This is a genomic window from Caballeronia terrestris (genome assembly GCF_001544515.1).
GTDB classification, from domain to species: domain Bacteria; phylum Pseudomonadota; class Gammaproteobacteria; order Burkholderiales; family Burkholderiaceae; genus Caballeronia; species Caballeronia terrestris.
This window is the reverse complement of sequence record NZ_FCOL02000096.1, coordinates 1-13282: the sequence shown is the minus strand read 5'-3', so window position 1 is coordinate 13282 and position 13282 is coordinate 1. Positions and strand designations below refer to the sequence as shown.

Here is a 13282-nt window from a genome sequence, read left to right as displayed (position 1 = left end):
ATGTGCATGATGCCGGGCGCACTGCGACAGGCAGATTTCGACAGGCAGATTGACGCCAGCGGAGCTGCCCCGGCGCCACAGTACCGGACAGCGTGTCTCAGGCAAGCTGGAAAGAGTCATTTCGGACCGGGCGGACGCGGGGTCGGTGTTGCACCGGCGCCACGTCACTCATTGGGTTGGCCAGGCGCGAGCCGACGTCGCCCGCACGCTGTCTTTTTCCATTCGGGGCACACAGCAGGATATTGAAAGATCAGCGGTTACTCCTCCGACAGATGCGAAAGAACGTCTTGCAACACGATCGCTTGGTTATGCTCCTCGTCCTTCGCGCCATAGACCAGCGTAATTGGCTGCCCTTTCGCATCAGCAAGGAGACTCCGCATGCGTTGCTGCTGTTCTTCAGCATCGAGTTCAAAACGGTACCGTTGCTGAAAAGCTTTCCATCGAGTGGGCGTGTGTCCGAACCATTTGCGCAAGGCAGCGCTTGGCGCGAGGTCGCGTGCCCACTGGCCAAGCGCCAGCATCTCCTTGCTGCGTCCGCGAGGCCAGAGGCGGTCAACGAGGACGCGATAGCCGTCTTCCGGGGCTGCATCCTCGTAAGCCCGTTTGACAAAGATCTTCAAGCTCTCCCGTTCCTTGTGTGGCATTGGGCTCTGTCCAGTCCGATTTCCCGATACGCGTTACCCGGCCCGCTCCAGGTTACGCTACGAGCAGCAACCCTTTGCCCAGTATGGAAAGGATTTCGCTTTGAAACTGTCGCCGCTCGGGTCATCCCACGGTATGCCCGACGCGTGCGCGGGCGCACCAGGCGCCTGTCCGAGAATCAGGATGCGCGCGTCGGCTCCCGCGCGCACGATAGGGCGAGGACCGAGTGGCAGGCGCGGCGAACATGTCCGACAGGCACGCACGTCAGTCAGAAGCGCATCGAGCGAAGGACGAGGGTCTATTCGTTTTCCGGCCACTTCATTTCCAGGTTGTCGTCATGGTGTTTGCGTCGCTCACCAGCGAACCCCGCCATGCCGTCCGGCCCGACAAGTACGACGGTTACGAGTATCGATGTGTTCTGGAAGGCTGTCAGTGCATGCGGGACGCCCGCTGCCAGATAGATAAGGTCCCCGGTATGAAGGACCTGGTGGCCTTCATTCATTTCGAGATCGACTTCACCTTCGATGCATTGCACCGTTACCGGGCCATCAACCGCATGCACAGGCATCCCTTTGCCAGCCGGAAGAACGATCCTCATGACCTCGAGGCGCTCCTCCTTGAACAGCGCCGTGGTTCGAGTCTGTTCGAACATGGCTCCGAGCGGTAGGAGGCTCGCAACTTCCCCAGACGATAGATGTGATATAGCCACCGGTCTCTCCTTTTTGACGTACAACCCGATCGAGTCAGTTGTAGTGTGGATCGTCAGGCGGTCCGCCGCGCGTGTTGCGATAGCATACTCCGCACCATGCCGGAAATCCGGGCCGCGGTAGAAAACGGATAGCGCGCACCGGCACCTCGCGCGAGCGCAACGCTAGGGGATCGCTAGCTGGAAATGACTTGCCGGAAGCCATACAGACTTGATCCAGCGCTGCGAGAGACGGCTTCCGTACCCTTGCCCGTCCTGCTGCTGACCGGTCGACTGACGGGTGCGAGCCTGCCGAACACCAGTGACTCCGGGGTCAGTCTCGGGTCGTATGGATGGGCAACGGGTCTCATGGTCGGTCTCCAGCGGGTTTCGATTGACCGGCGGGATGTGTGCGTCGACTCGTGATTGGCGTCTATGAGGTGCCCGACACTTGTGCGCAGGTGACGTACGGACCGGCAAGCCTGGAGGCCTGGTCGCGGCGCGAGTCTAATTCATAACAACACAAGATAGCGGGCATGTGACCCAGCATTACACCGCGCGGCGCGTGAGCATCGATCTGATCTGGCCGATCGCATACGCGGGATTCAGGTTCTTCGGGCAGATGTCGGTGCAGTTTAGAATCGTGCGGCAGCGAAAGAGCCGGTACGGATCTTCGAGATTGTCCAGTCTCGCCTGCGTGGCCATGTCGCGTGAATCGACGAGGAACCGGTAGGCCTGCAGCAGGCCAGCCGGTCCAACGTACTTGTCCGGATTCCACCAGTACGACGGACACGCCGTTGAACAGCACGCGCACAGGATGCACTCGTACAGGCCGTCGAGCTGGTCGCGTTCTTCGGGACTTTGCAGGCGCTCTCGTTCCGGCGGCGGCGTATCGTTGATCAGATACGGCATCACCGAATGATATTGGTTGAAGAACGAGGTCATATCGACGATCAGGTCACGGATCACGGGCAAGCCGGGCAATGGCCGCAAGACAATCCGCGACGGCAGGTCGTTCATGTTAATCTGGCATGCAAGAGCGTTCCTGCCATTGATGTTGATAGCGTCGGACCCACAGATGCCTTCGCGGCATGAACGCCGTAGCGAAATCGATTCGTCGACCGACTTCAGCCTGACGAGGACGTCCAACAGCATCCGGTCGCGCGGATCGATGTCAACCTCGAACGCCTGCATATGCGGCTTGGTCTCCGTGTCCGGGTCATACCGGAAAATCTCAATTACGCGGCTGTCGCTCATCGTGCATCTCCACCTTGTGTTCCGGGTTCTGAGCTCGATCGTGCTGCTTATGGGGGACGGCATTCCGCCGTCACGCATCAATAAGGCAGCCGGTGAGCTGGCTGGTTTTCACTCCCAGCGTCAATGTCCGCCGGAGCCGCCCGCTCCGCCAAAATAACCCGATGGAGCTGGGCAAATCGCGCATCGACCGGGCCCTCGAACAGAGGATCTGGTTGTTCGCCCGCATCAACAAGCTCGATGGCATGCCAGTCGTCATTGTCGAGGTAGCGTACGGCGGCGGGAAACAGCGTCAGCTCTTCGACCCTCATGTTATGTCGCAGCCGCTCCGCGTAGAGACGGACGTGGATTTCGACCAGTTCCTGTGACATGTTTTCTTCGCGGGCCGCCGCTTCTAGATCCTGGAGAAGTTCGTGGCCCTGTGAAATCAGTGTGACGTGCTGCGTCTCAATTTCCCGCGCAATCTCGCCGGACAGCGCATTCTTGTCCCGCAGTTTCTCCGCGATGCGATCCTCGATCGCATGATGGGCCACATCGGGAAAGCGGGTCAGGTAATAAAGCGCATCCACCAAGAGCGCGATGTTCGGTGCGCCTGGATCAGTGCGCAGCGACGGCTCCTCATTTAGCAGTTGGACAAGTCGTCCCAGCCTGCCATGTTCGGCTTGCAGGCGCTCAATGACTTTTGACATGGGGCGCCTCATCCGGGTTCGAGTTCAAGTTCGGATTCGTACTCGTATTCGTATCGTATTCGCGGCCATCGCGTCGAATGCGAGCGCCGACTTCGCATAACCGCGCCACCACGCATCTCCGCCGCACCCCAGATGGCCTCCATGATCACCTGTCCGGTCGCGCCGCTTTTCAGGGCGGCCGCTGTGTGACCGCGTATGCAATAAGGGCACTGGCTGACATGGGCGACGGCCATGGCGATCTGTTGTTTCGTCTTCACGGGCAGCGCGCCATCGGCGAAAGCACTGTCGCTGAATGCCTTGAATGCTGCGAGCGGCCCGGGTGCCAATTTTTTGCGCCTTGCAGCGATTCCGGGGCCCGACGTTGGATTCATTGCTTTGTCCATGGCTTGACTCCCAATGCGGGTTCAATGACGGCGCCACAACCGCGACGCCGAATGCACACCCTGTCGGAATGATGACGACGCGGGCAAGCTGAGGCCCAACTACCCGTCCGAATATCAGATCAGCCTTAGCCAATCTTCGCCTTGTCGCCTGCGTCCTCGAACGCAACCAGGAATTCCTCGGCCATCATCCAAAAGTCGACCTTTACGGTTCTGGCATCAGCGTCGACATTGACTTTCGCATTGGGGTCGACCGCGCCAATCGCCCTGGCAAGCGTCTGCGCGGCGCCATCACCAGTCACCTCTACTACACTTCGAATTCGATACGTTCGAATGCTATGCGTTGCTCCTTCGATTCGGGCTATCGGGCATCCGAGTCCAACGGCCATGCCTTGTCATTCCACGGGATTTATATCGACCAAGTTGCCGCGGGGATGCCCGCTCATTGAATGATCGGCGCCACTGTTCCCCTAATGCGCCTGCCCGGTGCAGTTTCATCCTATCTTGTGCGCCCGGAATCAGCGCAATGCAACTAGCTTTAAGCTATGTCACAACGTGATCTATAGTGGAGTACATTGATGGTTCATCATGAGATTGTCGAAACGCGAAATTGCACGATCGCCTATCGCCGCGGTGACAGGAAGCTGAAAGAATTAGTGACGTAGAAAGAGGTCGAGTTCACGCTCGTTGGATTGTGCGGAGCAAGCGGCGCGTCGGAAAACAGCTGACGTTGTGGATCGCAACATGCGCAGTCGAGCCGCAAGGCATCACGCCGCGCAAATGGCGCTTCAGCGGTCCCCCACTGCGCCGCGTGCGAACCGCTCGACGGCGCGCACAGGATTTCGAGATCAACGCACGGCAGGCGTTGCGCTTGTCCTGGACCTTCTCGGTGAATCAATGTATTGCGGCGTTCCAGGCGTTCGTCCGGTCGTTGAGCGTGTTTTTACGTTCCTCGACTCGAGGGCGCGCTGGACACGAGGCCATGATGGTTTGCCGGTCGGCTTGAATCACAGCCGTTGATGCGCGACGGACTAAACGCGAAGTTGCGGGACCCGCAACGAGGAGATGGGATGGCCGGCATTCACCCCGCACCCCCGCATGATCTAGTGCAGGCGAGTCTGAGCCCCGCGGACGACCGGGTCCGCCTGAATCACTGGCTACCGCCGCAGGCAGGCGTGGTTCCCCGGATCCGGATCGGTCAGCACTGGATTAACGTGCTGTGGACATTGCCGCTCGGCTTCGTACTGCTGGTTATGGGCGTGGCCATCGCGCAGGCACTGCGGCAAGTCCCGGCGGTTCAGGAATTCCTCATTCGCTACCCCGGCGCCCCGCTGTCCGCAGTGGCTGTCGTCACGGGCTTCCCCGCCTGGCTCAGGCTGCAGCATTTCCTCAACTTGTTCTTTATGGCGTTCATTATTCGCGCAGGACTCCAGATTCTAGCCGACCACCCACGGCTGTACTGGAAACGCGACTGCACGCCCGGCACCGAATGGTTTCGCTTCCAGACGGCGGTGCCGGCCGGCCGCGTGTGGACCGCGAAGGACGATTCGGTCACGCTACCCGCGTGGCTCGGAATTCCTGGAATCCGTCACTCCATTGGCCTTGCCAGATGGTGGCATTTTTCGATTACGCTGTTGTGGATGGTTAACGGAATCGTCTTCTACGCACTACTTTTCACGACCGGCCAGTGGCTGCGGTTGGTGCCGACCACCTGGGAAGTGATCCCGAACGCAGCCTCGACCGCTCTGCAGTACCTGTCGCTCACATTCCCCACCGATCACAGCTGGCTGCGCTACAACAGCCTGCAACAGATCACCTATTCCATCACCGTGTTCGTCGCTGCGCCCATTTCCATCCTGACCGGCTTCATGCAGAGCCCGGCGATCTCCAACCGGCTCGGATGGGTCGGCCGGGCGTTGAACCGGCAGCGGGCGCGTTCGATCCATTTCATCGCGCTGTGCTGGTTCCTGTTCTATATCCTTGCGCATGTGACGCTGGTGTTCATCACCGGTGCTCGGGTGAATCTGAACATGATGTTCGCCGGCACGAACGGTGACTCCTGGAGCGGCGTGCTGGTCTTCGTCCCGGCCATGGCGTTGGTGGCTGTGACGTGGTGGCTGGCGTCTCCGTTCACGCTCCGTCATGCGCGTCTGGTTCAGCGGATCGGAGGATTCTTGGCCCGCCCTTTCAATAGCGTGACGCAGTGGTGGGACCCGACGAGCCAGCTCACCGAACAGGACATCTCCCCATACTTTTGGCCAAACGGGACGATGCCGGCGTCCGACGAGTTTGATCAGCTCGTGAAGGACGGCTTTGCCCATTACCGGCTGAGAATCGATGGTCTGGTTGCAAAGCCAGTAGAGCTCACGTACGCCGAGCTGAAGGCGATGCCAAAGCAGGAACAGATCACCACGCATTTCTGCATCCAGGGATGGTCGGGCGTCGCCAGGTGGGGCGGCGTTCCGATGCGCCATCTCCTCGATCTGGTGAAACCGGCGGCCGACGCTCGCTACGCGGTTTTCTATTCACTGGCCGATGGCGGCAATGGCGGACGTTACTACGATGTGCACAGCATCGCCAACATGCGGCACGAATTGACGATGCTCGCCTATGAGATGAACGGGGCGCCGCTAAGCGTGCTACATGGCGCGCCATTGCGGCTGCGCTGCGAGAACGAACTCGGCTTCAAAATGGTCAAGTGGATTGCGGCCGTAGAGTTCGTGCACGATTTCTCCGACCTCGGCGCGGGCGAAGGCGGCTACAACGAGGATCATGAGTTTTACGGTTACCGCGTGCCGATCTGAGTCGCTTCTCAGATGAAAACGATCATCGCGATCACGGCGGCGGCCATCACACCGGTTGAAATCCACCCCAGCATTCGCAGCGGCATGGGTGTGACGAAGGTGCCCATGACCTTCGGGTTGACGCCATCATCACATCTCGGTCTCCAGCGCCCGCTCAACGCTGATCTCCGCGGTGACCGACGCGGGTGACTGCAAAATTCGCTGTGGGTTCAGGCATCCCCGTACACCCGAAGCTCGACTTCAAGTCGCCATCCTGCCGTTCCGGTCGGTACCAGGTCGCCAGCGTCAAGCCCGGCCACAATGGAGCTTCGCGGCAGCCACGCGAGTCCCTCGCCTTCCAGAACGCTGTTCTTGACCACTTCCGCTATGTCCGATTCGTAATGAAGGAAGCCGCAAGGCGGGAGCCGCGTCCGCATGGGCGAGCAGGACTGCGAGGCAGCGTCCGATATAACAGGTCTCCGAGTAGGAGATAAGCGATAAAGGACGGTCGTTCGTGCCGGCCAGCCGGAGGCGGGAGCGCTTCGCTGATTGGACATGCAGACCGGCATGAACGTGTCGGCGCCCAGGGTAAGGTCCTCCTATCGCGTCGGGTCCAGATGCAGGGGCAGTTCCGAATGGTGATAGGCGAACATCAGTTCGGAGTTGCCGTTAACGGGCATCATGATCGAATCGTGGACGTTGCCCGGAATGACGCGGGCGCGCATGAGAAGCCCGCCGAATCGCGAGCCGTCAATTACGATTGGCGGTTACGGAGTTCGATCCGCATAATCAGAGGCGGTCCGGTTGCCATTTCAGTTTCTTTTGGGAGACTCGTATGAATGCGCTAGCGCAGTTCGCCCACGATGAAAAGCTGCTCGCGGACCTCGAAGAAACTTACAAGGACATTCATCAGCATCCGGAATTGTCGATGCAAGAGGTCAGGACCGCCAAAATCGCGGCCGACTTCATTGAAGCGCTTGGATACGAAGTCACGCGAGAGATCGGCGTCACGGGCGTTGTTGGCGTATTGCGCAACGGCAACGGGTGCACGGTCATGCTACGCGCCGACATGGACGCCTTGCCGATGGAGGAAAACACGGGTTTGCCGTATGCTAGCACCGTGCGAGCAAAGGACGAAGATGGCATCGACGTGGGCGTGGCGCACTCCTGCGGCCATGACTTTCACACGACCTGGCTGATGGGAGCCGCGCACGTTCTGGCTCATCACAAGGACGCGTGGAGTGGCACCGTCGTTGTCGTATTTCAGCCCGGCGAGGAGGAAGCACGCGGGGCGGCCGCCATGGTCAACGACTGGGACGACAAGCGCTTCCCCCGGCCGGACATCATTCTTGGCCAGCACGTGATGGTGGGGCCAAGCGGAACCGTAATGTATCGCCCCGGCGTCATCCTGTCGGCTGGCGACAGCCTGAAAATAAGACTGTTCGGGCGCGGCTCGCATGGCTCACAGCCGCAGACCGCGATCGATCCGGTGATCATGGCGGCATCCACCACAATGCGTTTGCAGACCATCGTCTCTCGGGAGATATCTCCGCTAGACAATGCGGTGCTTACGATCGGCGCACTACAGGCCGGTACCAAGGAAAACATCATCCCGGACGAAGCAACGATCAAGCTCAACGTGCGCACATTCGACGACGACGTACGAGAGTATATGCTGTCGTCAATCCGACGGATCTGTTGCGCCGAATGCGACGCATCGAACGCCGAACGACCACCGGAATTTACGACGATCAGCAGCTACCCTCTGACCGAGAACGATGAGGCCGCGACCCAAAGGGTTGCGGTCGCGTTCGCAGCGCATTTTGGAGAGAAAGCCTACGAGACTAAGCCAGCGTCGGCAAGCGAAGACTTCAGCATTTTCGGGCGAACTTGGAACGTGCCATACGTTTTCTGGTTCGTTGGTGGCACTGACCCCGATGTCTTCGCGCGGGCAAAAAAAGAAAAGCAAATCAACAAGATCCCGAGCAATCATTCACCGAAGTTTGCGCCCGTCATCGATCCGACACTAGAAACGGGTCTGCAAGCGATGTTGACTGCAGCCTCGGCTTGGCTGAGCGAAAAGCAAGAAGCGTAATGGAACACAGCTTGTTTGTGCTGGTGGATATGCTTGGCACCTTCGCGTTTGCCGTAAGCGGTGCGGTAGCTGCCGAGCAACGTCGTCTCGATCTCTTCGGTACGTTGGCGATTGCTTACGTTACGGCTTGCGGCGGAGGGATTATTCGGGATGTGTGCCTAGGTGCGCTACCCCCTGCGGGGATGGCGGACGGGCGATATATAGCATGTGCGGCGTTAGCCGCAGCGGTAGCGATTTGGGCGCGCGCAGCTATCGATCATCTCAGACATCCGGTCGTGTTCTTCGATTCGCTTGGACTAGGCTTCTTCGCTGTCGTGGGCGCACATAAAGCGCTGCTGCTGTATCAGAACATCGAGGTGGCGATCGTTCTGGGAGCGGTGACCGCTGTCGGCGGAGGCACGTTGAGAGACGTTTTGGTCAATAGAATCCCCGTAATCCTGCAGAAGGAGATTTATGCAGTCGCCGCACTCGCCGGAGCCTCCACTCAAGTGATTGGACAGCGAATGGGTTGGTCACTCGCGGTGACGCCTTGGTTCGCATCCTCCGTCTGCTTTGTAATCCGATTTCTCGCCTTGCGTTACGCGTGGAGCCTTCCAGTTGTTAAAAAAAAGAACACGACGTGAAACGCTAGACTTGTGCAGACATTCGTGGAATCGGAAAATGGCAAACCTTTGGATGAGCGCTCCGCAGTGATACCGGGCGATCCACCTACGTCGCTGCAAAGAGCCCAAGCTATGACTCGCGCCGAAAAGCTGGGGCAACCGGCCCCAAAGGGTATGATGTTCGAACATCGCACCGTGCTAATTGGCATCGTCTCGGCAAAACCCGAAGGGGCCGCGAGCGCGGGATCGTCCGCTGAGGCGGTGTTCAAAATTGCCTCAGTCTAGATTCTCCGAAGCCAATCATGCGCTCATGGCGGCTCGATCGTCCCACTATTGCAGGACACCTGGATCTTTCCCGGGCAACGAGCCTGGTATCAGCCATTGGGGCTGAAGATGCCAATGCATTTGCCGCGGAAGTCTTGAAGTTGCTAGGGGATGCCGCGGGTATCTCCCAGTGCACCGTGTTTGCGTACGAGTTTAACAATCGACCCCGGACCGTCTCCGTGGCGGACCATCGCGGCGGTCGATTCTTGCGCAATGTGGCAGATACGTACACCAAGACTTTCTACACACTGGACGGCAATCAGACGATTATCTCGGCAGCCCGTCCCGAAAAACTGGACTCTGCCGTTTTGCTTCACCAGCAGGCCAGCGAAGACATCTCGCATGAAGGCTATCGAGCCGCTTGTTATCACCAGCCTGACGTGTCGGGCCGGCTTTGTCTTTTGTTGCAGCCGTCGCAGGACATCTGGCTCTCAGTCAATCTCTATCGGGACCGTAGGCGTGGCAATTTTCACGCGAGCGAAATCGCGCTGATCGAAGCCTTCGCCCCGCTGATCGCTCATGCCGCCAAGCATCATTACGCGCTATCTGGCCAAATTCAGAGCGGCATTCCGCAGCTCATGCTGGCGCGAGTCCGCGGAATCTGCCCAGATTTATCCAAGCGAGAACTCGACGTGCTCTGCGGCGTCTTGGAGGGTCGAACCGCGCAAGAAATCGGCGAACTGATGGGCGTCAAGGCCTCCAGCGTCGTGACCTACCAGAAGCGCGCTTACCGCCGCCTTGGCATTTCGAGCCAACGTCAGTTATTCGCCTTGTGCCTGGCCCCCGGTAAAAACTGATTCTGCCTGCCCCGCCAAATCAAACGTCGGACGCTCATTCGGTCGCGCACGCCCAAGGGTTTCCCCTAGCCCATCTCGCCCTTCACGTGTACCCATTTTGGGGACAGCGCGAGGCGACGGTACAACCATACTCCAGTCATCGCCATACCTCGCCGCTCTGACGAACCTGACGCGATTGCATTGAGCGCTGTGGCGCTCGACATAGACTGATTCTGGAGACGACCTACATGGAAACGACCCCATCGGCCAACCGCGGCCCACAGCCTGACCGGCCGGCGAACGGTGCTGGACCGGGCGCTTCACTGCAAGAGCAGCATGTCATCGCCAAGGTTTCTCGCCACTTGCTTTGGTTCCTCTTCATCCTGTTCTTCTTTTCGTTCCTGGACCGAATCAATATCGGATTCGCCGGACTCACCATGATGAAGGATCTGGGCCTTTCCGGGACCCAGTTCGGTCTGGCGACGACGTTGTTCTACATCGCCTACATCGCATTCGGCATTCCGAGCAATATTGTTTTGGCCCGCATTGGCGCGAGGAAATGGATCGGGACCATCATGATCGCTTGGGGCCTGGCATCCACTGCGACCATGTTTGCGTCCAGCCCGAACACGTTATACCTGTTGCGCGTTTTGGTCGGCGTGACGGAAGCCGGCTTTCTGCCAGGCATTCTGCTCTACATGACGTACTGGTTTCCGAGTGCCTACCGCGCGCGAGCCAACGCCATGTTCATGATCGCAATGCCCGTCACGGCCGCCGTCGGCTCCGCGCTATCGGGCTACATCTTGGCACTGGACGGGACCCTCGGACTCAGAGGGTGGCAATGGCTTTTTTTCCTGGAAGGCTTGCCCTCGGCGATCCTGGGTCTCGTTGTGTTCGCTTATCTGCACGATGGCCCGGCAAAGGCGACCTGGCTCAGCGCCGATGAAAAACGCACGCTGTCGCAGACGCTCGCCGCGGAGCACCGGGCCGATCCGGTACCGCGCACATCGGCAACCGAAAAAAGAAGCCTTTTCAGCGAACTCGTCTCACCGACCGTGATCAAGTTTGCGCTCGCCTATTTCTGTCTCGTCAATACGCTCGCGATGGTTGCAGTCTGGACCCCGCTAATCGTGAAGAGCTTCAGCGCCGACGCAAGCAACCGCACCATCGGTCTGCTGGCTGCGATCCCGCAAATTTGCACGATCGTCGCGATGATCTGGTGGGGAAGGCGTTCCGATCGTAAGCAGGAGCGCAAATGGCACCTGATGCTGCCCATGCTGTTTTCCGCTGCTGGCTGGCTTTGCACGGCTTACTCGGCAAACCCCGTCGTCCAGATGCTGGGGATCTGCCTGGCGTCAGCCGGATCGTATACCGCCATGTCGATCTTTTGGACGACGCCCGATCACGCGCTGAGCTTCCGAGCCCGCGCGGTCGGCATCGCCGTGATCAATGCCACGGGCAATATCGGCTCGGCCTTGAATCCACTGGTGGTGGGATGGCTAAAAGACCTGACGCATAGTTTCTCGGCCGGGTTGCTGTATGCGGCGGCACTGCTCGTCATCGGCGCGATCGTAGTGGCCGTACTGCCGATCGAACCCACGCGCCAGCGCCGCACTGATCCGTCAAACACTGCTAGTTAGACGGTATCTAGCCGCGCTAGTTGTGCGACTCAAACTATGACGAAGTGTCCAGCGACGAGGGACAGGCAAACCATGGTCGCGAGCCGCACTTCGTTCAAAAATTCGTTAAGGAGCAAACGATGGAATTCAAAACCTATCCCTTCACTGCAAAAAAATACACTGCCAAGGTGCCGCAGCTTGAAAACGGCATCGAGGCGAAGCGACATGCAGTTACGATCGTCGGCGGCGGTCCGGTCGGTCTGGCGGTAGCCCTCGGCCTGGCCAATCATGGCGTTCCCTCGGTATTGATCGAAGCCGACGACTCCGTATGCCATGGCAGCCGGGCCATTTGCATCTCGCGCCGGAGCCTGGAAATCATCGAGCGCCTGGGCGCGGCGGATGGGTTTCTGAAGACCGGGCTGCCGTGGGCCGGTGGGCGCAGCTTCTACCGCGACACCGAAGTACTGCATTTCAAGATGCCGCAGGACGACGACCAGAAACTGCCGCCAATGGTGAACCTTGCGCAATATCACATCGAGCAGTTTCTGCTGGACGCCGCAGAAAAGAAGTCGGATCTGATTGACATCCGCTGGCAGACGCGCGTCACCGCCGTCGATTCACGCGCGGACGGCGCCACGCTCCGCCTCTCCACGCCTGAAGGCGACTATGCGCTCATTAGTGACTGGGTCGTCGCCTGTGACGGCGGGCGCAGCACGATTCGCGAAGCGTTAGGTCTGCAACTCAAGGGAACGAGCTACGAGGGCCGGTATGTGATCGTCGATATCGAGCTCGAGAGCGACCGGCCGACCGAGCGCCTGGCGTACTTCGACCCGTCGTCCAACCCGGGCTCCACCGTGCTGGTCCACAAGCAGCCTGACAATGTCTGGCGCATCGACTACCAATTGCGTGATGGCGAAGACGCCGAGCAAGCGGTGAAGCCGGAGAATGTGTTCCCGCGGGTGCAGAGCTTGTTGGACATGATGGGTGAGCGTGGTGAATGGGCCCCCATCTGGATCACGATCTACAAGGCCAACGCCCTAACCCTGGAAAGCTATCGTCACGACCGCGTGCTGTTTGGCGGCGATGCAGCCCACCTGGTTCCGATTTTCGGGGTGCGCGGTGCAAACTCCGGCATTGACGACGCGGACAATCTGGCGTGGAAGCTGGCTTTCGTGGTGCAGGGCCTCGCCTCCGAGGGACTGCTCGACAGCTACTCATCCGAGCGCGTCTTTGCCGCCCACGAAAACCTCAGTTACGGCACCAAGAGTACCGAGTTCATGGCGCCGCCGTCGTTCGCCTTCGAGTTGATGCGCAAAGCAGTGTTGAGTTTAGCGATCAAGCATGAACGCGTGCGCTCCTTGATCAATCCGCGGCAGACTTCGGCCATCACCTATACAGCGTCGCCGCTAAATGCGACGGAAACAGAGCCGGGC

12 protein-coding genes and 2 pseudogenes are annotated in these 13282 nt (G+C 59.4%); 6 read left to right on the top strand and 8 right to left on the bottom strand.

The features are described from left to right. Window positions 1–257 precede the first annotated feature (257 nt). The 7 genes and pseudogenes from AWB67_RS31770 to AWB67_RS31740 form a co-directional block, all read right to left on the bottom strand. Window positions 258–620 (bottom strand): DUF488 domain-containing protein, encoded by a 363-nt coding sequence (locus tag AWB67_RS31770; protein WP_235025445.1) that lies wholly within the window; start codon window positions 618–620, stop codon window positions 258–260. A 135-nt stretch (window positions 621–755) separates the two neighbouring features. Beyond that, window positions 756–944, bottom strand: a pseudogene (locus AWB67_RS42315) (uracil-DNA glycosylase family protein); the annotation flags it as partial. Then, on the bottom strand, window positions 941–1294 hold the full coding sequence (locus tag AWB67_RS31760; protein ID WP_327366833.1) for a cupin domain-containing protein: 354 nt from the start codon (window positions 1292–1294) through the stop codon (window positions 941–943). The pseudogene AWB67_RS42315 and the gene AWB67_RS31760, both read right to left, overlap by 4 nt. 582 nt (window positions 1295–1876) lie before the next feature. Next, complete coding sequence (locus tag AWB67_RS31755; RefSeq protein WP_087660048.1) at window positions 1877–2584, bottom strand: succinate dehydrogenase/fumarate reductase iron-sulfur subunit; 708 nt, start codon at window positions 2582–2584, stop codon at window positions 1877–1879. Between the two features lie 77 nt (window positions 2585–2661). Next, window positions 2662–3270 carry a hemerythrin domain-containing protein gene (locus AWB67_RS31750; RefSeq protein ID WP_062638770.1) on the bottom strand — a complete coding sequence of 203 codons (609 nt, stop codon included), beginning with the start codon at window positions 3268–3270 and terminating at the stop codon, window positions 2662–2664. 8 nt (window positions 3271–3278) lie between these two features. Further along, window positions 3279–3653 (bottom strand): carboxymuconolactone decarboxylase family protein, encoded by a 375-nt coding sequence (locus tag AWB67_RS31745; protein WP_235025444.1) that lies wholly within the window; start codon window positions 3651–3653, stop codon window positions 3279–3281. Window positions 3654–3778: 125 nt separating this feature from the next. Continuing rightward, the gene (locus AWB67_RS31740) at window positions 3779–3952 is read right to left on the bottom strand and encodes a copper chaperone (protein ID WP_235025443.1); all 174 of its coding nucleotides are present in this window, start codon (window positions 3950–3952) and stop codon (window positions 3779–3781) included. Window positions 3953–4720: 768 nt separating this feature from the next. On the opposite strand from AWB67_RS31740, the gene AWB67_RS31730 reads away from it, so the two are divergent. Then, the gene (locus AWB67_RS31730) at window positions 4721–6454 is read left to right on the top strand and encodes a molybdopterin-dependent oxidoreductase (RefSeq protein WP_087660047.1); all 1734 of its coding nucleotides are present in this window, start codon (window positions 4721–4723) and stop codon (window positions 6452–6454) included. A gap of 209 nt (window positions 6455–6663) precedes the next feature. Here AWB67_RS31730 and AWB67_RS42310 read toward each other — a convergent pair. Continuing rightward, a pseudogene (locus AWB67_RS42310) lies at window positions 6664–7158 on the bottom strand (LysR family protein); the annotation flags it as partial. A 110-nt stretch (window positions 7159–7268) separates the two neighbouring features. On the opposite strand from AWB67_RS42310, the gene AWB67_RS31720 reads away from it, so the two are divergent. The 5 genes from AWB67_RS31720 to AWB67_RS31700 form a co-directional block, all read left to right on the top strand. Continuing rightward, window positions 7269–8528, top strand: a complete 1260-nt coding sequence (locus tag AWB67_RS31720) for a M20 family metallopeptidase (RefSeq protein ID WP_087660046.1) — start codon at window positions 7269–7271, stop codon at window positions 8526–8528. After that, on the top strand, window positions 8528–9151 hold the full coding sequence (locus AWB67_RS31715; protein ID WP_087135117.1) for a trimeric intracellular cation channel family protein: 624 nt from the start codon (window positions 8528–8530) through the stop codon (window positions 9149–9151). The genes AWB67_RS31720 and AWB67_RS31715 overlap by 1 nt, the downstream gene beginning before the upstream one ends. Before the next feature lie 281 nt (window positions 9152–9432). Next, complete coding sequence (locus AWB67_RS31710) at window positions 9433–10251, top strand: helix-turn-helix transcriptional regulator (protein ID WP_087660045.1); 819 nt, start codon at window positions 9433–9435, stop codon at window positions 10249–10251. Window positions 10252–10478: 227 nt separating this feature from the next. After that, complete coding sequence (locus AWB67_RS31705; protein WP_235025442.1) at window positions 10479–11870, top strand: MFS transporter; 1392 nt, start codon at window positions 10479–10481, stop codon at window positions 11868–11870. A 119-nt stretch (window positions 11871–11989) separates the two neighbouring features. Next, a partial coding sequence (locus AWB67_RS31700) for an FAD-dependent monooxygenase (protein WP_125477755.1) occupies window positions 11990–13282 on the top strand: 1293 nt, incomplete at its 3' end.